General features: G+C 39.8%; 13 protein-coding genes. 3 read left to right on the plus strand and 10 right to left on the minus strand.

The features are described 5' to 3' along the window. Positions 1-54: 54 nt before the first annotated feature. The 3 genes from dnaK (at position 55) to LNP23_RS22905 (ending at position 2,963) form a co-directional block, all read left to right on the plus strand. On the plus strand, positions 55-1,938 hold the full coding sequence (gene dnaK, locus LNP23_RS13815; protein ID WP_047775908.1) for a molecular chaperone DnaK: 1,884 nt from the start codon (positions 55-57) through the stop codon (positions 1,936-1,938). Between the two features lie 259 nt (positions 1,939-2,197). Next, on the plus strand, positions 2,198-2,554 hold the full coding sequence (locus LNP23_RS13820) for a helix-turn-helix transcriptional regulator (RefSeq protein ID WP_230001644.1): 357 nt from the start codon (positions 2,198-2,200) through the stop codon (positions 2,552-2,554). A 136-nt stretch (positions 2,555-2,690) separates the two neighbouring features. Further along, positions 2,691-2,963, plus strand: coding sequence for a hypothetical protein (locus LNP23_RS22905; RefSeq protein WP_230001645.1), 273 nt, complete (start codon positions 2,691-2,693; stop codon positions 2,961-2,963). A 64-nt stretch (positions 2,964-3,027) separates the two neighbouring features. On the opposite strand, the gene LNP23_RS13830 is transcribed toward LNP23_RS22905, so the two are convergent. The 10 genes from LNP23_RS13830 to LNP23_RS13875 all read right to left on the minus strand — a co-directional run bounded on the left by LNP23_RS13830 (position 3,028) and on the right by LNP23_RS13875 (position 24,740). Further along, positions 3,028-3,726, minus strand: a complete 699-nt coding sequence (locus LNP23_RS13830) for a 4'-phosphopantetheinyl transferase family protein (protein WP_230001646.1) — start codon at positions 3,724-3,726, stop codon at positions 3,028-3,030. Between the two features lies 1 nt (position 3,727). Next, entirely contained in the window at positions 3,728-4,405 is a 678-nt protein-coding gene (locus LNP23_RS13835; RefSeq protein ID WP_230001647.1) for an HAD family hydrolase, read from the minus strand. A 68-nt stretch (positions 4,406-4,473) separates the two neighbouring features. Beyond that, entirely contained in the window at positions 4,474-5,823 is a 1,350-nt protein-coding gene (locus LNP23_RS13840) for an MATE family efflux transporter (RefSeq protein WP_230001648.1), read from the minus strand. A 12-nt stretch (positions 5,824-5,835) separates the two neighbouring features. Next, positions 5,836-10,245 (minus strand): non-ribosomal peptide synthetase, encoded by a 4,410-nt coding sequence (locus tag LNP23_RS13845; protein ID WP_230001649.1) that lies wholly within the window; start codon positions 10,243-10,245, stop codon positions 5,836-5,838. A gap of 44 nt (positions 10,246-10,289) precedes the next feature. Beyond that, on the minus strand, positions 10,290-11,417 hold the full coding sequence (locus LNP23_RS13850; protein ID WP_230001650.1) for a Gfo/Idh/MocA family oxidoreductase: 1,128 nt from the start codon (positions 11,415-11,417) through the stop codon (positions 10,290-10,292). A gap of 13 nt (positions 11,418-11,430) precedes the next feature. Further along, positions 11,431-12,528, minus strand: coding sequence for a saccharopine dehydrogenase NADP-binding domain-containing protein (locus LNP23_RS13855; RefSeq protein WP_230001651.1), 1,098 nt, complete (start codon positions 12,526-12,528; stop codon positions 11,431-11,433). A gap of 1 nt (position 12,529) precedes the next feature. Further along, positions 12,530-16,108, minus strand: coding sequence for an amino acid adenylation domain-containing protein (locus LNP23_RS13860; RefSeq protein WP_230001652.1), 3,579 nt, complete (start codon positions 16,106-16,108; stop codon positions 12,530-12,532). Positions 16,109-16,118: 10 nt separating this feature from the next. Then, positions 16,119-16,919: a thioesterase II family protein gene (locus tag LNP23_RS13865; RefSeq protein ID WP_230001653.1), complete on the minus strand. Its 801-nt coding sequence runs from the start codon at positions 16,917-16,919 to the stop codon at positions 16,119-16,121. A gap of 24 nt (positions 16,920-16,943) precedes the next feature. Beyond that, on the minus strand, positions 16,944-22,784 hold the full coding sequence (locus LNP23_RS13870; RefSeq protein WP_230001654.1) for a non-ribosomal peptide synthetase: 5,841 nt from the start codon (positions 22,782-22,784) through the stop codon (positions 16,944-16,946). 48 nt (positions 22,785-22,832) lie between these two features. Then, on the minus strand, positions 22,833-24,740 hold the full coding sequence (locus LNP23_RS13875; protein WP_230001655.1) for a type I polyketide synthase: 1,908 nt from the start codon (positions 24,738-24,740) through the stop codon (positions 22,833-22,835). Positions 24,741-24,745 lie beyond the last annotated feature (5 nt).

The following is a 24,745-nucleotide window of genomic DNA, read 5'->3' on the forward strand; positions in this document are numbered from 1 at the left end:
ACTTATGCCACATGAGTTTAAAAATTAGTATATCAAAAATAAATTATATAAAAAATGGGTAAAATAATCGGAATTGACTTAGGTACGACGAACTCTTGTGTTTCTGTAATGGAAGGTAATGAAGCAGTTGTTATTCCTAACGCAGAAGGAAAAAGAACTACACCATCTATCATCGCTTTTGTTGAAGGTGGAGAAATTAAAGTGGGTGATCCTGCAAAAAGACAAGCGGTAACTAATCCAACTAAGACTATTGCTTCTATCAAACGTTTTATGGGACAAGGTTTTGGTGAGGTTTCGGCTGAAGCAAAAAGAGTTTCTTATTCAATCGTAAAAGGAGATAACAATACACCACGTGTTGACATTGATGGTCGTTTGTACTCTGCACAAGAATTGTCAGCTATGACACTTCAAAAAATGAAAAAAACTGCTGAAGACTATTTAGGTCAAACAGTTACTGAAGCGGTTATTACTGTTCCTGCTTACTTTAATGATGCACAACGTCAAGCTACAAAAGAAGCTGGAGAGATTGCTGGTCTTAAAGTTATGCGTATCATCAATGAGCCAACTGCAGCTGCATTAGCTTACGGATTAGATAAAAAAGGAACAGATCAAAAAATTGCTGTTTATGATTTAGGTGGAGGTACTTTTGATATCTCTGTTCTTGAATTAGGAGACGGTGTATTCGAAGTATTGTCTACAAATGGTGATACTCACCTTGGAGGAGATGATTTTGACCACGAAATTATTGACTGGTTAGCTGACGAATTTAAAGCTGAAGAAGGTATTGATTTACGTTTAGATCCAATGTCTTTGCAACGTTTGAAAGAAGCTGCTGAGAAAGCTAAAATTGAATTGTCATCTTCTGCTGAAACTGAAATCAACTTACCTTACGTAACTGCTACAGCTTCAGGACCAAAACACTTAGTTAAAAAATTAACTAGAGCTCAATTCGAAAAATTAACTGATTCTTTAGTAAAACGTTCTATGGAACCAGTTGCTAAAGCATTAAAAGATGCAGGTTTATCTGTTTCTGATATTGACGAAGTTATCTTGGTAGGTGGTTCTACTCGTATGCCAAGAATTGCTGACGAAGTTGAAAAATTCTTCGGTAAAAAAGCGTCTAAAGGAGTTAACCCTGATGAGGTTGTTGCAATTGGAGCAGCTATTCAAGGTGGAGTTCTTTCTGGAGATGTAAAAGATGTATTGTTATTAGACGTTACTCCTTTATCTTTAGGTATCGAAACTATGGGTGGAATTATGACTATCTTAATTGAGTCTAACACAACTATCCCAACTAAAAAATCTCAAGTTTTCTCTACTGCTGCAGATTCTCAACCAACTGTTGAATTGCACGTATTACAAGGAGCTAGAGCAATGGCTGCTGATAACAAAACTATCGGTCGTTTTAACTTAGACGGTATTCCACCAGCACCAAGAGGAGTTCCTCAAATCGAGGTTTCTTTTGATATTGATGCGAATGGTATCATCAAAGTTTCTGCAACTGACAAAGGAACTGGAAAATCTCACGATATCCGTATCGAAGCTTCTTCTGGTTTAACAGCTGAAGAAATCGAGAAAATGAAAAAAGACGCTGAAGCTAACGCTGAGTCTGATAAAGTAGCTAGAGAAAGAGCTGAAAAATTGAACGAAGCTGATGGAATGATCTTCCAAACTGAGTCTCAATTGAAAGAACTTGGATCTAAATTAGCTGATGATCACAAAGTTGCTGTAGAGTACGCTTTAACTGAATTGAGAATGGCTCACCAATCTCAAGACATTCCAGCTATTCAAACTGCTCTTGACAACATCAATGCAGCTTGGAAAACAGCTACAGAAGCGATGTACGCTCAAGGTGAACAAGGTCAACAAGCGGCTCCTCAACAAGAGCAGTCTCAAGGTGACAATGTTGAAGACGTTGAATTCGAAGAAGTAAAATAATTGCTGATTAAAAATAATCAGTAATAAGTGTTAAGCCGCTGTAAATATATGTTTACAGCGGTTTTTTCTTTTTTGTCCTTTTCTGTTTCTGCTGTTTTTTAATCCTTTTTTGCCGCATATTTGTGCCACATTTGTACCGGCACTTAAAAGGAGATAAAGCGGTATTTATGTATACTTATGGTTCCTTAATCAGGAGATATGGGCGATGAAAGATAAATAATCAATTCTTGTCTGTGGCGGGGAATTTCTGCCCAAAAGAGTGGCTTCAGTTTACTGCTCGGCTAAATGCAGTAAGAAAGTATACAAACAGAAGATGCTGCGGCTTAAAAATGAAGTGGAACTCAAAGTGCTGGCAGATAAAATACCACAAAATAATGCTTTTATTTCTGTTGCGGAAGCTGGCGTACTTTTTGGCATTTTAAAAAGAACCCTTTACCGGCTTGTGTACAAAGGAAAAATTCAGTCAGTTAATCTGGGAATTCGCCTTGTAAGGATAGACCGCAGCGCTATGGGTGAGATGTTGCCCCTACCCGCAGCGGGCCTGAGGGTGAAAACGCACCGAAGAAAAAATTTTACAGCCTTGAAAAAGAAGACAGCTATTCCATTGGCGAAATAGACGGGAGATTTCAAATATCTGAAGGTTCTGTCTAAAGGCATATCAGGAAATATTCAATCCCGACCAGACAGATTGGAAAGCATGTATATGCTCAAAAAACGGAAATTGATAATTTGTATAACGGAAATGATTTTATATGAAGCAATTAGCAAAAACCAAGGTGACCGTGCGCCTGCGAAAAGCAGAAGACCGAAAGGAATGGTATGTCTACATAGAAAGCTATCCTGTTGAGGTTTGTGGAAAGAAAACGCCCCAGAGAATCCGTGAATATTTAAACCGAAGCATCACAACAGTGGAGTGTGCCAAAAGAGCCTTAGCAGGAATTGAAGTGGTAAACATGTTGAGAAAGAATCAGATGCTTAAGCTAGGCACAAGTATGTTTAAATCATTTTGTAAATTGGCAGCATAATTTTCAGCTCTGAAATTTCTTTCTGTTTTATATGGCAGATGCGACAGAACCCAAAAAAGTAATTTTACAACATAAAAAAGGCTTTGGCCTCTTCACTAAATCCATTGAGAGGGAATAATTTAATATTTTTGTGAAGACTTTCAGAAAGTGAACACAAAGAAAATTTATATCCGGCTATACATTCTAATATCTGAAAATAAGCGTCTATGGTATTTTCATCTTTTAGGATATGTATAATCCCATTGTCAGTTGAAATTCTTAACGTATTTAATCCCTCAGATAAACCTTTTCCGGTAGCCTTAGAATAACTTTCTTTTAAAGTCCATAATTCAAAAAAATACGCATTTCTTTCCGTTTCATTTAGTTTCCGGAATTTTTCGATCTCCTCAGCTGTTAATGCCAATGAAGATGCGTCAGTTTTTAAATCCGTTATTTTTTCAATATCAATTCCCACTAAAGATGTGGAGACTACACCCACGACCCAGTCTCCGGAATGTGAGATATTAAAATGATAATGAGGATGCAATGGAAGATAAGGTTTACCGAATTCCTGATACTCATACCTTATTTCGTTATTGTGCAAGCCATAATGCTTGCACAAAATGTAACGTATAATTAAATCCCCAAATAAAGACCGTACTTGATCAACTGGTTTTCGGAACCGATGGATCTTGGCCTTTTTTTCAGGAGAAACATATTGGGTCATTTCTTTAAACAAAGTTTCGTACAAATTGTGGTTAATATTGACACCGTATATATGCATTCTAAGACCAAATTAGAGAATCCCAGTTATTTTTTTGAGCAAATGAAATCAATCCTTTGTCGGGATTAATTGCCACAGGGTACTTTACCGAGCACAACATAGGGATATCATCAGTCGAATTTCCGAAGGAGGCGCAGTGCTCCAAATCGAATTGGTTTTTATGCGCGTGTTCGTTGACTAGTTCTGCTTTCCATTTTCCGGAAACGGTGCGACCTTCAATTTCTCCGGTGTAGATTCCGTTTTTTATTTGCAAAGAGGTTGCAATTAGTGTTGCATCTAATTCTTCTGCTAATGGTTGTAAAAAAATATCTAAGGAACCTGAAACCAAAACAATCTGAATGCCTTGTTCTTTGAATAAATTGACAGTTTCAAATGCTTTCAAATAGAGTTTCTTTTTATATTTTTCCTGATAACATGGGTTTTGTAATGTAGCCATTTTTTCAACAGCAATACCTTTGTATTGCCTATAAATGGAGGCCGTTGACATTTCACGATTGATCTTGTCAAGGATCGTCCAATAAATAAAACGAATTGGGAGAATCGCTTTCCAGAGTTTGTATTTAGAGGGAGACATTACGTGTTTTTTGATGTACATTAAAGGTTCGACAATGTTGCTTTTAGTTAGTGTACCATCTACATCAAAATAAGCGGCGTGTAGGTCATTAGGTAAGTTTTTCATCGTATTGATATTGATTGTTTAAGAGGGGTAATGATAAAATTAATAGCTCATTTTAGAGTTAATTTTGTCTATAGTCTATTCATTTGTCTTAATTCGCGGACAACCATTATAATAGCAATAACAGCTACTATATATTCGATTGCACTGGAAGCAAGGTAAATCCAATTTATTCCAAACAGGACGGGTAAAATAAGCATGGCAGGCACATAAAAAATGATTTGTCTGGTAATCGCCAGAAGTACTGCCGGTTTGCCCTTGCCAATGGAGGGATAAAAACTCATAGTCATAAACAGAAACGGAATGATAGGAGTGGCCCACAATAAAACTTGGAAATTCTGATAATGCAGGTTTTTTAATAAATCCACATTGATCATAGAAGATAGTATTTGTCCGGGATACGCCATAATAAGAATCCATACGGGCAAAATGAGTACCGTCGATAAAACGACAAAAATCATATAGGCATTTACGGTTCGAGTATATTTTCCTGCACCGTAATTAATTCCAACGATAGGTTGAAGTGCCCGCATAAAGCCGGCAATAGGCATCAATAATAAGGTATATACGCGGTAGGCTGCGCCATAAACAGCCAAATCGACCGTGTTGCCGTATCGTGAAATACTCTGAAAGATTGCTATTGCCTGTATCAGACTCATGACGACCATAACAAAGGAGGCCATTCCTAGAGAAGCAATGGTTTTTAAAATGGCATTATCATATGTAAAGGAAAGAGGCTGAGCGGGAAAAGAAACCTTTTTGCTGCGAAAATAACAGTATCCAAAGACAGAATAGACAAACATTCCGATATTCATGCCCCAGGCAGCACCTGTTATCCCAAGTTTCCATACTTCTATAAGGAAATAACTAACCAGTACATTCACCACTAAGCCCGTTCCCATGATAAGTGCGGCAAGTTTCATTTTGCCTTCTGCCCGCACAATCATATTGGCAGCAAAACCATATACCCAAAAGAAAACACCAAAGAGAGTATGTTGAAAATAAGTATGGGCAAGGTTTAATACTTCGCCTTCAGCACCCATAAATCGTAAAATGATTCTATCGGCAAAGAAGACAAAAAACAGATAGGCTAAAGACAAGACAACGCATAAAAAATTGACATTACCCAATAGAGTAGCCTGTTTTTGATGGTCTTTTTCGCCAATAGCAATGCTGAGTATAGAACCGGCTCCCACACCAATGAGGGAGCCGATACCCATAGTTAAAGAAACTACCGGATATGTAATAACAACGGCAGCCAAAGCATTTTCACCGATAAATAAACCGACCAATACAGCATCTAAAACCATATTAAGTCCATACAATACCATGGCAATGATGATGGGCCAGGACAAGCTCAATGCGAGATTCCATAAGTTTCCATTCAGGATTTTGTCTTTGTGTTCCATACTATTATTCATAATGCTGAAGGATTATTTAAGTGAAATCTCTCGTAAATGGTTTGCAAGATCGGGAGCATATTCTTCTCCGACACAACCCAAATGATCGCCTTCAATTTCTGTGATATGCAGTTTGCCAAGGCTTATTTCAGACCATAATTCAACGATATCGTCATTGATTCCGGTTGCTGTTGTCGCCCCTTGTTCTTTTGCTTTAAAATAGCGTATGTCACCAAAATAGGGAGGTGAGGTAAATCTGGAAGCTTTAAAATTTTGGGCAAAAGTGCTGTAAGTTCGTTCCAGCAGTTCTTTAGGCATTTCTCTCCCCGATAAACGTTTCATAGCAGAGAGATAAGCATCAAAACGGTCTGATTGGCTTACTGCTTTCATGTTGTTAAAAACCGAGCTGATTCCGGCCAATTCGCTGTTGCCTTGCATAGTAAAAATCGCTCCCTCAGGAAGTTCGTTTTTGTTTTCCTGTAAAGTAGTGGTGACCCATTCCATTAATAAGTTTCCATTCATCGTACCAAAACCGGCATCGGCAGGGGTAAGACCTAAATTAGGAAGGAAGCGGAATTCAACAAATAAATCATCGTATACTTTGAAAGGAACACGAATAGCATCGATAATGCACAAATCAACGACTTCAATTCCTTTTTCGCTTAATCTTCGGGCCATTTCTACAGCGACCATACTACCAATGGAATAACCAATAAGTTGTATTTTTTTCGCACCATTTTCAATAATGGAAACACAATAATCATCTGCAATGCGTTCGACCAATTGATCGCTTTCTATCGCACAATAGGCATCAAAATCACCTACTGAAATCCCATATACTGCGCCGGAATATTGGTTGACCATTTCACGAATCAGGTGTTTGTATCTGTCCAATGTACCGCCACCGGCATGAAGTATAATACGATGTGTCTCGGATTGATCGCCACCAAAATAGGTTAGCGTTCCAATACGAACCGGTTTTTTGGTCTCCTGAACCTTTTCCTGAATACCACTATTTTGTTCCTGATCCCTAAAGAAATCGGCTAAACCGACAATAGTAGGAGAAGTCAGAATTTGTCTTAAAATCAGGTCAAAACTTAGATTTTGGTGTCCTCGGTCTGTAAAAAGATCACGTAGTTTTCCGGCCATTTGAGCCGATATTAAAGAATCTGCCCCAAAGTCATTAAGGTTCTGGTGTTTTCCAATCGTGTCTATGCCCAGGGAACTACACCATAAGTCGTGGATGGTTTTTTCAATCTCATCCTGAAAATCCTGATTTCCGATACCGTTTTTATCCGCTTCAAAAACACAAAGTTCTTCCAGTTTTTTGGCATCCACTTTACCGTTGGCTGTTACGGGTATTTTTTCCATTATTTGAATGTGAGAAGGTACCATATAAGACGGCACTTTTTTGCCCAGCAGCTGAAACAATTCGGAAACTAGATCTGTATAAGGTTGATTTTTCGCAGGAACGATAAAACCAAATAAGGTTTTGATTTTATTATTTTCGGTGTTGGCTTTTGCAATGACTACGGCGTTGGAAACATCAGCATGTAATGTTAGAGCCGATTCTATTTCGCCCAATTCAATACGGTGTCCTCTTATTTTTACCTGTTTGTCTCTTCTTCCTAGAAATTCAATTTCACCTCCGGGAGCATAACGGCCTAAGTCTCCGGTTTTGTACATTCTTTCACCATTGGCAAAATGAGGGAAGAAACGTTCGTTGGTAAGTACAGGATCGTTAAAATATTCCAGAGCCAATCCGGTACCGGTGATAAATAAATCTCCGGATTTCCATTCCGGACAATCGCGAAGTTGTTCATCTAAAATGCGGAAACCCTGATTAGAAAGTGGTCTGCCATAAGGTATACTGTTCCAATCCGGTTGTAAACCTTTATAAATATGAAAATTAGACCAAATAGAAGCTTCGGTAGCGCCACCAAGACTTATTAATTGCACGGTAGGTACAAGCTGTAGTAAAGTATCAGGAAGATTCAAAGGAATCCAATCTCCCGATAGCATCGCTAATCTGAAAGAAGTAAGGGACGAGCCGATGCTTTGTTTTTCACTTTCAAGAAAATTGATAAACATTTGCATAAGAGCCGGAGCGGTGTTCCACAATGTTATTTGGTAGTTTTGTAGTAGTTCCAACCAATGAGAAGGGTCACGCTGACGATCGGGGTGAGGGTAAATGATTGTACCACCAAGTCCCAACAGTCCAAAAATATCGTAAACAGATAAATCAAAACCGAGTTGTGACAGCGCAAGAACACTATCTTTTTGATCAATTTTGAAACGTCTGTTTATATCTTCAATCGTGTTCAGAGCACCCAAATGTGAAATGACTACACCTTTTGGTTCTCCGGTAGAGCCCGAAGTATAAATCACATAAGCAGGCGCATTACGATCCTGTTTTATTTTCGTTGAAATGGTTTCAAGATCAATTTCGGTATTGTTTTGCAAGCCATCTACGGCGATAACATTTACATCATCTTCGACTCCGTACCCTTCTTGCATAATTTCGTCACTGGTAAGTACATAACGAATGCCTGCATTTTTTATGATTTTGGCGCGTCGCTCAATGGGTTGATTTTCGTCTATTGGCACATAGACACCGCCCAAAGCAAGTACCGCTAATATAGAGGTTACCTGATGGTGTGATTTGGGAAGCGTAATGGCTACCTTATCTTGTTCGGAACAACCTAATTGGCTTAATTTTAAAGCGATGGCGACCGATTTTTGCTCTATGTTTTTATAAGTGAAGGAACCATATTGATCAACGATAGCTACTTTGTCTGCTAAAGTTTTTAAATTTTTAATAATAGGTTCGTGTAATAAATCCTCCGGTAATTTTGCGGGTTCATGATTCAGTTGATTTCTTTCCTGCTGGTGTCGAACGGGTAATGCAATCAGCTCTTTTTTATTCCAGTGCCCCGCGTTATCGGCAAGTTCATTGAGTACTGCTTCAAAAGTAGAGAACATATCGTCGATCATATTTTCAGGGAAAATACCATCGCGGGTATCCCAGTTTACAGACAGTCCTTGTGCGGTATCTACTACCTGACAATCAATAAAAACCTGTGGTGTCTGACTGATGTTATAATCACCAATCTGACCTTTTAATCCCGCTTCTTCACCCGTATCAAGTAATCCGATGGCACTGGTCAGTACAACCGGCAGAAGTACTCTTCCGTTTTGTTGCTTTTTGGTCATTTCACGAAGTACTTCTACTCCGGTAAACAAGGTATGATCCAAGTCGTCAAACAACTGGAGATTCATTTCTTTTGCTTTTTCGGTGAATGTTTTTTGCTCCCTCCAATCTACTTCGAGCAAACTAACGGAAGTAAAATCACCTACGATTTGATGCACTTCGGGATGAAGGGGCATGCGATTGAGCACGGTAAGATTCAAGCAAAAATGCTGGGTTTCGCTCCAGCGTTCCAGTACGGAAGCATACACTGCGGCCACTGCCGAAGTAGGAGTAATACCGTATGAATTGGCTGTTGCTTTAAAACTTTCCCATTTCTTTTTTTCAATAAGCGTACTGTTTCTTGTAAAGTGATTGGAGGAGGTATTTTCACGTCGCGCAATTGGCAGATTTGGACCTGCCGGTAATGTTTCTACACGATTCAGCCAATAGTTACGATCTTTGGCATAAGCTGCCGTTTCACGTACACCTCTTTCTGCAATTGCATAATCTCTGAAACTGAGGTTTAAGGGTAAAAGTGATGTGGTAGGATTGAAATATAGTTTTTCAAATTCTGCCATGAGCATCCACATGCTAATCCAATCGGCGATGAGGAATTCCATTGAAAAATGAAGCACAGATTCTTTCTGTTGTTTCGACTGCGTTGTAGTGACCGCAATATCAAATAATGGCCATTGCTCGGTATCGTAAACGCGATGGCTCATACGTGCCCGTACCTCATCAAGAACAATAGCTTGTTTTGAAACGTCTAACACAGAAGCATCCTGATAACTTACCTTAAAACGGGGTGTTTCTTTGTGAATGGTTTGAAAACCTTGATTACTAACCGTAGCTCGTAACATTTCATGCCTTTGTACCAAAGTGTTCCAGGTACTTTCGACAAGGTTATGATCCAGAGCGTTATATTTTAGTTCCATGTAGAGATGGCAGGCCACACCGCCATATCGGAAGCCTTGGTTTCTGCCCAAAAGATAGGCCGACTGCACGTCTGTAAGTGGAAATGGTTTGTAACGATTAGGCAGGTCATTATGGATTGTAATGGCCTTGATCTCTGACTCTAGATACTCAAGGATTTTAGTTTTATTTTCTTTGAGTAGTTCAATATTATTTTGATCCATTATTCCTTTCGGAGCTTTGAATTTTAATTTTCCATCTTCTGTCCAAAGCTGAATTTTCTTTTTTCGCATGCTGCTAATCAGCTCCTGAACATCAGTTTCTTCTATATTTATAATCATATCACAATAGTGGAGTTATTAATAGTATTTGTTTTTAAGCCGGATTAGTAGATACTTATTTCTTCCGGTTCGGCCGGGATTTTATCGGCTAGTTCTTTTAGTGTGTTTATTTCTACATGTTGGTACACGGCATTAGGTTTTAACGTTGGAGCTCCTAAAGCGTGCGTTAAGTCGTGCCACAGTTTGGTACATAACAATTCTAAGTGTGCTCTTTGTTCCGGTTTTTGTTCACCAGTGATGAAACTTTTCATCATTTGCAAGTCTTTTCCAATAGCTCTTGGCCACTGCTTTTGAAGTATTTCCTGATAACTTGGCGGGAATTCAGGTCCCAGAACCAAGGTACTTTTTTCATTGAGCTGTTGCTCTGGAGAAACATTTTTCAAAAGTTCGTTATGCGGAATATGGAGTTGGGTTTTCCATACAACCGGCCCGTGAGTGTCTGTCAACGATAAAGTGCCTCCCGAGCATCCGATGGAAATGGTGTGCAGTAGATGTTGATGATTATCAGGATCGTTTGGATTTACTTCGTTATGAGCACGAAGGGTAAAAGGGAGGCCTCCCCATTCGCCTGTAAGTACTTGAAAAGGCCCTGAATCTTTAAGAACATTTTTTATTTTAAGAGGTCTCGGGTTTGGTAAAAGCGCAATCATCATTTGAACCAATGGAAAAGAGACCTGAGTAGCAAGCGCAATATCAAGGTAAACCACTTCTTTGGTTTCAAAAAGATGTTTTGCTACTTCAGTAAACCGTCTAAAGGCAGGCAGATGCGGGTATAAATTACCAGTTATAAAATGGACATCGTTTAATTTTGCTGCTCGTAAACAGGTAGTCAAATCTTTGTGGTGAATGGGGTGCTCTTGTAGCACATGAATTCCGTTTGCCATACAGTAAAGCGCAAACTCGGTTCCTTTACCGCCCATCACGCCCGAGCGCAGGATGATGCAGGCCAGATCAATATCGTTGGGATCTATTTCTCTGATATCATTAAAAAGAGGGATGCCATAAGCTTCAGCACATTTTCGTGATCGTTCGCTTCCACCCGCAATTAGGCCAATGATCTCAAAGTCATCATTCAGATTGCTGAGTGATTCGAGGTAAAATTGCCCAAAAGTAGAGCCAAAAACTACTGTTCTTATTTTCCCTGATTTATAATTTCCGTTGTTAGTATTCATTTTTTTGAAATGTTTATAAGGTTCCTTCCTCCTCAAATGAAAGTTCTTCAATGGAGTGGTCAATGATTTGAATGGTATGCGTCGCGTCCGTTTTTTCAAGATGATTCATGACAAAATTGACATCTTCAATGGAAGCGGTGTGATGCAATCCGGGAGAGATTTTGCCCTCCAATACTGCTTTTACAATTATCGCGGCCATTTTTCCACAGAACGGAATAATTTTGCTGACTTCATAAACTGCTGTTTGTGTTTTTTCCAGACCTTCGGATTCTCCTTTTAATTGAACCATGAGAATAAAATATGGACTTCTTCCCAGCGTATCCATTTCTACAGCAAAGCACAATTTTTCAATCATCGCTTTGGGATTTGTTTTATATTCAAAGCTGGCGCTGTCGAGTGCTGCAATTGATTTTTCGCCTTCTACAGCGGCATACCATTCGCCGTTTTCGAGTGCAAGTCTTTTGGCTACCAGTTGTGTTTCATCGTCAAACAAGGGAAATAAGGTAATCTCTCCCGGAAAAAAAGGTAGTTTTACGCCACTTTTACGTGACAATACATTTGGAACTACACCATTTCTCCAAGCGGCACGAGGGACATTATTAGAATGCAGTGACCCTTCCAGATAATCTTCTGCACCCGCAGGAGTTATTTGCCCTGAAGTACCGTAATAGCTAAGCAGCGAATGAACTTTTTGAAACTGTTGGGCAAACCAAACAGGGAAAAGTCCCGAAAATCCGGGAGTGGCTCCGGCTGCATAAACGATTACATTTTCTCCTGTATCGAGCGGATTACTTTCATAATTATTGTCTATTCCCGCATCTACCATATTGACTTTATGCTGTAAACAAATTTTAGCAATACGTCTCGAATAACGATGCGATGGAGCAGCACAATTTAATATCAAATCACAACCGACAATAAAATCGGACAAACTTTGGTCGTTTTCTACATCTACTTTTTCCCAGACTGTCCCGGGTAAAAAATCCGACTGTTTTGCTTTTCCTTTCTCGGGATTGCGCCCTCCAATTTTTAATGGGCCAATACCATATTGCTGTAAGGTAAGGCAGGCATGATGGCCTACTTCTCCGTAACCTCCAATTATTCCTATCATCTTAAATTTCTCCTATTTCCATGGTTTGTAATTCCTGCTGTAGTTTCAAATGTGCTATTTGCACTTTGCCGGCAGTATCTTTTAAAGTAGCTCCAAACAATTCTCTCAGCGATAATTGCACCTCGAATTGTTTCTTTACTTCTGTGAGAAAACGAGTAGCCGACAAACTATCGCCTCCAATTTCAAAGAAGACATCATTTCGGCCTATGGCTTCCAATGCCAGTAAATCTTTCCAGATGCCAGCGATAGCTTCTTCCATTTCACCGATTGGTTTTTCGAAGTCTTCTGTACTTTTTCGAACGTCGGCTTCAATCATAGTCCTTATGAGTTCTGTAAACGACTTTCGATCTACTTTTCCATTTGCACTCAAGGGCATCCACGGAAGGATAGCCAGTTTCTCGGGTGTCATGTGTGGTGGCAGTAATGCCTGAATGTGAGAGAGTATAGTACTTTCTTTTAATTGAGGACGATTTTCAGGACTGCGAGTATCGTATACTATTGTAGATGAATCGGGAATAACTTCAGTATGAACTTTGGTTAAACCTGTTTTCAGAAAATAGTTCCGCCATGATTTTTCATTTAACATAGGGCTATAAACTTCTCTGCGTTGCGGATTGAAGTGTTGAAATCCACGATCAATTACACCGGAACTAACCAATGCTATCGGCATCAATAGTTCGGCTTCGAGAGCTAAAAGACGCCCTCCGTTCTTTAAAAGCAAGCTGCTTATAAACACGCCTTGATCGGGTTCAGGAAAACGGTGCAAGGTGTTAAGGCTAATTACAAAATCAAAATGATACCAATATTCTTCAGGTACCTGATTGTGTTTTAGTTCAATTCCGTTTACGTGATAACCTGCTTCTGAGAGTCGCTCCGTAAAACTGCGAACCATGGCACGGCCTTCATCGATTACAGAAAATTCAATTTCATTGTTTTGAATGGCCTGAAGTAGTTTTTCAGTTAGCACACCAGTGCGACCACCAAGGATAGCCACTTTCAATGGTTTTTTAGATGGAGCGAGCTCCTGATTGATTTTTTCGGCAATACGTTCAATTCCTTTCAGCGTGCCTTTGTCGTGTGTGCTTAATACTTCGGGAGACAATAGTTCATCATCCAGCAAAGAGACGGATGGAATCGTATTGGACAGAATTTGACGAAGCAACGGTTTACGTTCGCTTAATTTTTCTTTAAAGTTGTTAAAGAAGGTGCCACTATTATCGATTGGACTAGATTCCGAAATGAAAAAAAGCTGATCGTCATTCACTGTTAAAATATTTTCAGCATGCAACCAATTGAGCCACATATCAATTACCGAATTTTGCTCAGGAGCAATGTTTAATGCTGTAATAAGTTGCGCTCGCAATTGTATTAATTGAAGTGGTAACGGTTGATTTGAAACAGAATTAACAGAATTATTTGCAACGTATTTTTGTGTATGTTTTGATAAATCTAATAGTTCGTATAGAAAAGCGGCTACTATTTGTTTTTGAAGGTCATATTCTTCTTGAGCAGCAGGGGAGCTTGTTGGTAGCAATAAGGAATCATCAATACCATCAGTAGAAAGAACTTTTTCACCGACTATTCCCGCAACCAAATGTGCAGATTGATTGATGGAAAGTACTATTGCTGTAGCCTGAGTCACACCGGGAAAAGTTTTAAGAGCAGCTTCTATCTCTCCCAATTCGATTCTGAAACCATTTACTTTTACCTGATGATCGACGCGACCTAAAAATTCCAGATTACCGTCCGCCCAATAGCGTCCAAGATCACCTGTGCGATACCATTTTTCGGTATTGGCGGTAACGAAGCGACTGTTTGTTAGCTCTTTGTTGTTGGTATAACCTGAAGCAACGCCTTTTCCTCCGATCCATAATTCACCGATAACTTCATCAGGACAATCCATACCCATGTGATTAACGACGCGGTATTTTTGGTTGGAAAGTGGTTTTCCATATGGAATTGATTTCCAATCTTTTTTTACTTCTTCCACAGGAAAAAAGTTAGACCAGATTGATACTTCAGTTGCTCCTCCTAAGGCAATGAGCTGGCAGTTAGGAGATTTGTCTTTCATTCTGTCTTTCAAATCCAATCCGACCCAATCTCCTGAGACTAATACCAAACGAAGGCTCGATAAATCATTTTCTGTCGAAGAAGTGACAAGCAGCATATCAAAAAGTGCCGGAACTGAATTCCAAAGGGTCACTTTGTGTTTTTCAACCAAATGCAGCCATAGAGAAGCTTCTTTTCGGTCTTCTTCACGAATTAACACCAAGGATCCGCCTACTGCCAAGAGTCCGAAAATATCATAAACGGACAGGTCAAAATCCAGCGCAGATAGGGCCAAAGCTTTGTCCGAAGCACTTATTTTAAATTTTTTATTAATATCCTGAATGGTATTCCAGGCGGCTGCATGGGTAATTTCAACACCTTTGGGCTCACCGGTAGATCCTGAAGTAAAAATGATATAAGCCAGTTGGTCAACACTTGAATTTACGGGGGTATCTAACGGTTTTACTTCAGTTATTTCATCGAGGTTGATAAGAGTAATATTCTGTTCTTGTGCTAAATCTTTGAGATGCGGAAAATTTAAAAGTGTTGAAGTATCAGTCACAATAAACTGTACTCCGGCTTTTTTAAAGATTTTTTCTTGTCGTCCTGAAGGTTGTTCTACACCTATTGGAATATAGAGTGAACCACTTCCTAAAATTCCCATAACAGCAAAAATCTGAGACGGACCTTTGGGTAATACAATCGCTGCACGACTGCCTTGTTCAGCTCCTTTGTCGACTAAAGTACGCGATAGTTTTAAAGCTGTGTTTGCCAGTTCACCGTAACTCATCTGAAAGGATTGATTGTTCTCCCAGTTGAGTGCAATATCCTGTGGATTTTTTTGCGCGTGCTCAAAAAAGGCCTGATGAATAAGTTGCGGCTCAATAACCGTTGCGGTTTGATTTACTTGCTCTCTGACTTTTCTTTCTTGCTCGGTTAAAAGATCCGGTACTGATTGTTGCAAGTTCGCTGTTGATACCCAGTTAAGTAAACGTTCCTGTGTTTGAGCTAAAGATTTTACTCTTTTTTCGCTTAAAAATTCAGGATTAACCTGCCAGTTGATTTGTACGGTTTCAGCAACCAGTATTGTAATAAGGACGGCAGGCGTAACTTCCGGGATTTTAAAATCAGACGTGTCCTCTTGATGTATTAGTAAAAAATTGCTGTTAGTTGTTGCTACCGTTTTGCCTGTATTTGCTGCAATGGAATTCTGAAGATCAGTACAGAGGTCCTGAAAATCACGATTAAATTCGGTATTTTCCGAGAACGTATTGAGTAGGATAGAGCAGAAATCATTTTTACTAAAGAGCGTAATCTGTTCACCCTCTTCCTGATCTGTCAGATCCAGACAAGTTCTTAAAGAGAGTAGGACAGTAAGCGTCAAAACGAGCTCAAGTGTTTGGTTTTGTTGCTTCAATTTCTCTTGAAGTGCCTTATAGACCACAGAAGAGAGCTGAATTTTTTCTATATAGCAATCACCATCAGGAATGATTTGCGATGTTGTTGTATTGTGAAGTAAATCAGTTGTCATTTGAAATAGATTAGGTAAGTGACTCTTTTGTTTTTAAAATAGTATGAATCAGAAAATTAAGATACGTGTCACCTAAGGACTTAATAAAGAAGTGATCGCCTTCAAATTCTGTAACCGTAAAGGTTTCTTCTGTCACCTCTTTCCAGTATTCCACTATCATTTTATTAGCATCATCCTCAGTACCGCAATGCGCTTCTATCGGAATCTGAAGTTTTTGCCCTCTGTATTTAAAGGATTCATGCGTACGCAAATCTCCGCGCAATTGCGAAAGGGTAAATTGTAACATCTCCGGATGGCTCAATACGGCCTCGGGAGTGCCTCCCATTTTTTTAATTTCCTCAATAATTTCCTGATCAGTACTTACACTGCTCAGAGGGTTTGGGTCTTTCATGTGTGGAGCGTGACGGCCTGCCACAATAAGTTTTTCAGGTAAGTGATATCCTCTTTCCTGAAGGGTATGAGCGACCTGAAACGCCACTACTGCGCCAAAACTGTGTCCGTATAAAATGTAAGGCTGCCTTACCACGGTTGAAAAAATAGTTAAGAAACTTTCTACCAATTCGTTGATTGACGCGGCAGTTGGTACCGTAATATGATTACCACGCCCCGGAATTTCGATCGGAATGAAATCGATATCATCGACATTTTTCGTAGCGGTGCACCAAGCTCTGTACAAACTGGCGCTACTGCCCGCCGAAGGAAAACAAAACACCTGAATGCATTCTTCTGAAGCATTGAATGAACTGTTTTGTTCATTTTCCTCCCTTATTTTTTTGTGATTAAAGGGAAACCATTTTTGTAGTGTGTCCATGTATTTTTAATCTATATTGGGTTGCTAAAATTGATTTATAAGTGAGGTTGAATGAAGTTGGATTTCCCAGGTTTCGGCCTTTGCAATTTGATGTACCCATGTTTCATACAGGGCGATTATTTCTTCGAGTTGTTGCAGATCAAAAGCTTCTTCCACCACATCTAAATTGATTAAATATTCATCGCCTCGTCGGTAGATCTGATGGTCGATTACCACTTGTGGCGTCTGACTTACCGCATACACTTCTTTGACCCCTTTTGGGAAGAAGTTGTTTTCAATGTCGGCTGACTCACTACTTAACAAACTGGTGTAAACTACCGGCATAACTGCTTTCCCGGGATTGTTTTTGTTTAAAGTACGTAAGACTTCCAATCCGTTTTTGGCTCTGTGTTCTACCGCCTGCCATATTTGTTCTTGTATGGCGGCTGCTTCATTTAAGAAGGTCGCATCGTGATGCGGGAAATAAGAAATCAAAGCCACATTGGTAAAGTCTCCCATTACCTCGTTTACATCAGGGTGCAGGCTTAAACGATTGAAAAGGGTCATGTTTAAAGTGAGTGCTTTTCCGCCGCTCCAGTGGGATAACAGTTTTGAAAAAAGGGTTGCGAATACGGCAGTGGCACTTAGCTTATAATGTCCGGCTTTTGTATTTAAAATCGCAATTGCTTCATCTGAAACAGCAAAGGTGTACCTTTTGAATTGTGGTTGTTCAATTTCAGAAAGTGGTTTTTTAAACGGTAAAGCTGGTCCCGCAGGCATGTCTTTGAGTTTAGAAGCCCAGTAAGTTTCTGCCTTTTGAATAAATTGTGTATGTTCCAAATGCCATGCCTTTTCATCAGCAATATATTGTTTGAAAGTATAATTCGGTTTTTTGACCGCCTGATCCTGATAGGCTTTAATAATTTCCCTCATCAGCAGATCGGCACTCCAGGCATCCAATAAAAGTAAATCAACGCTCAGATGTAAAATAGTATCGGCCGTATTGACCTGACTCACTTCAAAGTGAAACATCGGCCACTGACCTAAAGGATATTTATGATGTGAACGTTGGTCCCTTATTTTTTGAGGCTTTTCATCTGAAATTTTAATGTGATACTCAGGTTGCCCCGGTAAAACTCTTTGCGTACCATCTTCGTAAATGACCGTGCGCAGTGCATCGTGCAGATTAATGATCTGGTTGACTACTTTTTCTAATTTAGCTACATCCAAATGAGGCCATTTTAGTTCACTGTAATAATGTGAGCCCACATTTCCTAACTCAAAGTTGTTGTCCCTGCCCATTAGAAAGGCAGCTTGTATAGGAGTCAGATCAAATCGTTCGTGGCGTTTTTGATATTCCTTAAAAGTTTCGGATTGCAAATAGGCGATTAAGTAAGTTTTATTGGATTTTAACTTTTCAAGCAGTTCATTGTCAAGTGCTCCTTCGGGGGCTTTAAATTTCAATTTACCTTCTTCTACCCAAAGTTGTACTTTCTTTTGGTCGCATTCGGCTACTAAGGAATTGAGAATGTGGATGTGTTTTTGCCATTCCAAAGTTTCACGCGCTGTTTGCATAGCCGCTTTTTCAGATTGAAAATCGATTGCTCCGGCTATGAGTGTATGAATGTAAAAATGCTGTACAGAAAGGTTCAAATACGCTTTGATTTGTTCGAAATCGTATCCGCCCAACTGGCACGATCCTATATTATAATGTGCTCCGTCTGACTCTAATAATTGTGAAATAAGACCACCTTCGAGCATGCAGAATTTAAGTGATTCTTTTTGATAAACCGGGTAAACGGCTTCCATGTCCGCCACCATATGTACAGCAAAAGCCCCTTGTTCCAACCACTGATGATTAAAGTTAAGTTGTGTTGGTGAGATAACATTTTCACTCGAAATAAGCACAAGTTCCTGACTGTACGGGTCAAAATAATAGTAACCTTCTTTTACATTTTCTACTTTATCTTTAAAAACAGTCAGGTAAATCTGTACCGGATATATGCCACCGGAAGAGGCATAGTTGAAGCGATGATTTTGATCCATCGCCTGAGCTGAGCAAAGGTTTAAATAGCCTTTAAATTCTTCAAAGGAAACTACTTTATCAAGGAAACTACGGTAGCTTTTTCTCCATTCGCCAGGTAAATCTGTTGTTTTTGTTTCACTCAAAGAAATTCGATTGTTGGAAGCGAGATCCTTGCGTTTTGCTACGCGGCTTTTTTTGTACGATTGTCTGTCGTCTAGTTTGTCAATGAATTTTAACCCGTTGAGGTACTTCATTTGTTCCGGTGTGTAAAGTAGAAACTGAGGCGGAATAGCCTGCATGTTACCGGAAACTATCTGAGCGTTGACAGAATCAATTTCTTCAAAGTGAATGTCTTTTTCCTCATAGTAAGCAATGAGTTCTGCTGTTGAATCCAGTCTCACCATATCACCTACTGCGGGACGATCCAAAAAAGAAGTTTCCAATTGATTGGCAAGGCGAATAATGTCTATAGAAGAAATTCCCAATTCGCTAAACTGATCCTGTACGCTTAATTCAGGTAAGTCAAAAACTTCGCGAACGACTTTTAGTACGGGATGTACAGCGCCGTATTGGTTTTGATTATTTTTCAGCCTTTTTTCAGCATTCGATTTTTCTGAATGCGCTACTGTTTTTTCAGTGGCCAGTTGAATAAGTTTATTTCGGTCAATTTTCCCATTGTTTGTTACCGGATAGCTTGCCAGCGGAATGATGCTGTCTGGAATAATATAGGGTGGAAGGTATGCTGCCAACTGTTTTTTAAGAGCAGATTCCGAAAAAGTCTCCACAGTTGCTTTCACATACGCCACCAGTTTTTTGTTGGCTGCTTTTTCTCCAATAGGAAGAATAACAGGATCTAAAGTAGGATTGCATTTCTGAAAAGCCATTTGGATTTCGGCAATTTCAATTCGATAACCATTGATTTTTAGTTGATCGTCTTTTCGACCTAAAAATTCTATAATTCCTTCTTCAATATATTGTCCGTAATCACCAGTGTCATACAGACGAATATGTAGGGTAGGATGAACATAAAATGCTTGTTGGGTTAAGTCTTCGCGACCCCAATAGGCTACGGCAAGGCCTTTTCCGGCGATGTGTAATTTTCCTTTTACAAACGATGGACAGGGACGCCCCGATTCATCTAAAATGTAAAATTCCTGATTAGAAAGCGGGTAACCGTAAGGAATAGAGCTCCAGTCTTCCTTGATTTGTTTCACTTCATAGAAATTGGACCAGATTGAAGCTTCTGTGGCTCCACCCATGCTCACCAGACTTGTTTCCGGTAACAGTTTTTTCATTCGGTCAAAAGTAGAGAGGGGAATCCAGTCGCCTGATAAAAAGACCTTTTCTAAAGGAATCGTGTTCGAGTCAGAAAGCGAGTCCAGTAGTATATTGAACAGTGCCGGAACAGAATTCCATAGTGTAATCTGATGTTTGATAAGGAGTGATTTCCACTCTTTAGGATCTATACGTTCCTCTTCTGTTGGGATTACAAGTTTTCCGCCTATCCCCAGGATTCCAAAAATGTCATAAACAGACAAATCAAAGCTATAAGCAGAAACGCCTAAAACTGCATCATCTTTGCTGACACCAAAACGTTTGTTAACATCTAAAATAGTGTTAGTGGCTGCCTTGTGGCTGATCACGACACCTTTAGGTTTTCCTGTTGATCCCGAGGTGAAGATGATGTAAGCAATATCATCAGGAAGAATAACAGGTTGTTCAAAATCAATTTTTCCCCAAGTAAGGTCTGATTCCTTGAGATGCAGGAAGTTTTTAGTTTGAATTTCGTTTAGTTCAAATTCCTGATCCGTGATAAAACCATGTGCCTCTGATTGCTGAATAATTTCAACAGTTCTGGCTTGTGGATTGTTGTGTGACATTGGAATATAAGCCGCACCATATTGTACGATACCGAGAATTACCGCAACAGATTCAAAAGATTTTTGCATTTGAACTACAATTCGGGCTCCTTTCGGTATGTTATTTTTTTGCAATACAGCCGAAATATGATTGGCCTTTTCAACTAATTGTTGGTATGAATAGCTCGTTTCTTTAAACACGATAGCCTCCCTGTTGGGGTCTTCTTTTGCATGTTCGAGAATTTGCTCGTGCAGTAGGTATTCCGGATAACTGTATTGTGTTTGGTTTACTAATCCATGTAAATAGCGCTGTTGCCCAGGTCTAAGGTCATCTAGTGTCGATTCCCAAAAAGAGATTTCCTGAACAGCAGTTTCGATCAGATTCGTATAAGTTTCAAACATTTCCGCTGCAAGTCCAAAGGGGAATATGGTATTTAAAACATCCCATGCCACGACCATATTTCCGTTTTTGGTCATCACTTGGGAGTCCAACCAGACTTGCGGTGTTTGTGAAGACGAATAACCGACTTCACCAAAAACAGAAGGATCCCCTAAATCATTTTCGTCTTTGCTTAAACCTAGTGCACTGGTAAATACTACCGGATAAAAAAGGTCAGCAGATGGGTTTACGCGGTTTAATTCCTTTACTACTTCAATAGCAGAAAAACTTTTGTGTTCCAGATCTTCCTGCATTTGCCATTGCAATGCTTGTGCATTTTCTCCAACGGTTCGTTTGAGACAGTTTACACTCAAAAGCGACAAATGAGTGAAATCACCAATTACTTTATCAATATCGGGGTGAACGGGATCTCGCTCAAAAACAGTCAGCATCAATCCAAAATGCTGTCCCGCTCCCCAGGCAGAGAGTACTTCTGAGAAGATACTCATTAAAGCGGCTGTCGGGGTTAGTTTTTTCTGTGCTGCATGTTTACAGAATTTGTCCCATTGTTCTTTTTCAAAGGTTTGTTCAAAGTGGGTAAATTCTTTTGCGGTATGACCGTATTCACTGATTTGTTTTTTTACCGGTAATTTAGGTGGAGCAGGTAAATTGTTTATTCGGCCTAGCCAATACGCTTTATCTCCTTCGTAACGGTCGGACTTTTTGCGGAGTTCAACGTATTGAAGATAATCGCGGAAGGAAGCTTTAATCTCCGGCATTGGTATTTTAACCGTAGTATTTTCTATTTGTTGTGAATATAAAATCGATAAATCTCTCCAAAACAAACGAAGACTCAAGGCATCACTGGCAATAAAATCCATACCAAAGTGAATGCGCCATTCCTTATTATTCATTTCACTTACCCTAAGATCAAACAAAGGATTGTGGAGCTGCATAATCTGATTGGCCATTTGTTCCCGAATGCTGACAAGGTGGTTTTGCAAATTGGGATTATTTTCCAACTTGTAAACAGGAAGGGTATAGGTCATTTCCGGAAGGATTTTTTGGAATCCGTTTTCATCGACTCTTACCCGAAGCATTTCATGTCTCTTCACCAAAGCATTTACAGCTAGTTGCAAAGCATTTAAGTTGAGGTCTTTTGTGTTCATTTCAAAATAGCCATAGCAACTGATGCCACCCCACGGGAGTTCTGCATTTCTGCCTACGAGATAGGCATTTTGTATTTCACCAAGTTTGAAACGTTCGAAGCGATGTTTTTCATCGTTTTGATACAATTGTAATGTAGCGTCCCCTGAAGAAGTTGGATTGTTTTGTTCCTCTATTTTTTCAATAAGAAAGGCTGCCCAGCTTTCCAAAGTTGGCTCTCTTAAAAAATCGGTGTTTTTTACTTCGATTCCCAATTCTCTTTTCCAACGACTCGTTAGATCGGTCATTGAAATGGAGTCTAATCCCAAGGTGTACAGATTTTCGTCGTCTTCAAGTTCTTCCAACTCGTCTTTATCGAGTTTCAACTCTTCCATCAGGTTCTTTTGCAGATATTCAAAAGCTTCTGAAATATTTTTAAGGGTAATTTTTTGTGGTATTTGTTCTATAGTTGTCATGGTATAGTTTGTAGAGGTGATCTTGTTTTGTTGTACAAATGCTGCTCCCTAGCTTTGGATTGTTTTCAAACCGAATACTTTTTCCCTAAACTGATAATTCGGAATATTAATTTTTCGTAGACCAGATCCGCGGTAATAGGATTTCCAGTCGGTTTTTTTTCCTTTCACCCAGTCCGCAAAAACATCTTGTTCCAGATCCGGATTTGTTTTAGTGTCTGAAAAGCGAATCTCTTGTAAGCTCTTTTCTGAGGAATCAGTTACCTGAGGTAGGTCAGCACTATTTCTCCACAGATTCTTAACCGGAACTTCATCCGATTCATCGGCAAGAGCAGTTTCCAGAATGTGCAGGGCTTCTTCTTTAGTAGCGGCCCAGATTACCTGTTTTTCTTTAAAATCGGCTCTGGAAACGTTATGACTATAGGATAATTGATCCATACTCCAGTTTTCGTTTTCTTTAAGGAAAGCAACAAAAGCAATCCATTGATCTCTTATACAGGAAAGACTTCGTGCGCTGAAACGAAGCGGCCATTGGCGTTCGGGATAAGCTGTTTTTTCTTGTGCAGGTGTGATGGCAGTTTCGTACTCTTCCAATACAATATGTGCATTGGTTCCACTTAGACCAAAGGAACTAATAGCGGCTGTTCGTGGTTTTTGAGATTTGTTCCATTCTATTGTTTGGCGAGGGATTTCAATACAGGATTCGGACCAGTTGATATGACCGGATGGGGTATTGAAATGCAGGTTGCCCGGAATCTTTTTATTTTCTAATGCCAAAACGGTTTTAATAAATCCCGCTACTCCTGCAGCGGCCTCAAGATGTCCGAGGTTTGATTTAACCGTTCCTATAAATACGGGTGTTTTACGTTCTTTAGGCAGTAAATGGATAATGGAGTTCATTTCGATAGGGTCACCAATTTCAGTACCTGTACCGTGTGCTTCAATGTAGTCCGGGCCCGTTTCGCTGAGACCGGCTTTTTTCCAGACTTCTTTTAAAAGCATTTCCTGTGAAGGCCCGTGTGGCACAGTTGGTCCCGAAGATAATCCACCCTGATTTACACCCGTAGCCTTGATAACGGCATGAATGTGGTCACCATCCTGCAAGGCATCAGACAGCTTTTTTAAGACAACTACACCGCATCCTTCTCCGCGAACGGTTCCATTTGCTGCTGCATCAAACGATTTACAACGGCAATCCGGTGAAAGTATATTCAAGGAAGAAAATAAAGCTGTAGAGTCTTGAAAAAGCAGTAGATTCACTCCACCGGCGAGCGCCATTTTGCAATCATCCATCCATAAGCCTTTGCAAGCCTGATCGATACTTACCAACGAGGACGAACACGCGGTATCTGTTGTAATGCCGGGACCTTGAAAGCCAAAAAAATAGCTGGTCCTGCCCGACAAAAAGGAGAATCCGTTTCCGGAAACATCATAAGGATCAAACTGAGCGGTAAGTTTTCGCTCAGAGGTGAGTTGCTGCATGTACTCCATGAGCATTATACCTGCATAAACTCCCGTTTTACTGCCTCGCAAGGAGTCAGGGGCGTAACCTGCATTTTCGAGAGCCTCCCAACAGACTTTTAGGAATAATCGTTGCTGAGGATCTGTGCGTTCTGCTTCTCTGGGAGAAAAGCGAAATAAACGATGATCGAAATCTTCGATATCTTCTTCGAGATAACCCGCTTCTTTTAGAAAAGGACTTCCTTCCCATGCTCCGCCAAGAGAATGATCTGCCCGTTTTTCAGGTACAGGTCCTATCAAATCTTTTTGTTCTTGCAAGGCTTTCCAGAATTTTGCAGGTGTGTTAGCACCTTTTGGAAAGCGACATGCCAAGCCCACGACCGCAATTGGTTCAAAAAGAGAAGTTTGGTTTTCTGCTACTTTTTTCTTCAATCTTTTGATTTCTTCGAGCGCTTTTTTTATAATATCGGAACGATCTACTGTATTGTTATTTTCCATTGGAA

Source organism: Flavobacterium cupriresistens (genome assembly GCF_020911925.1).
GTDB classification, from domain to species: domain Bacteria; phylum Bacteroidota; class Bacteroidia; order Flavobacteriales; family Flavobacteriaceae; genus Flavobacterium; species Flavobacterium cupriresistens.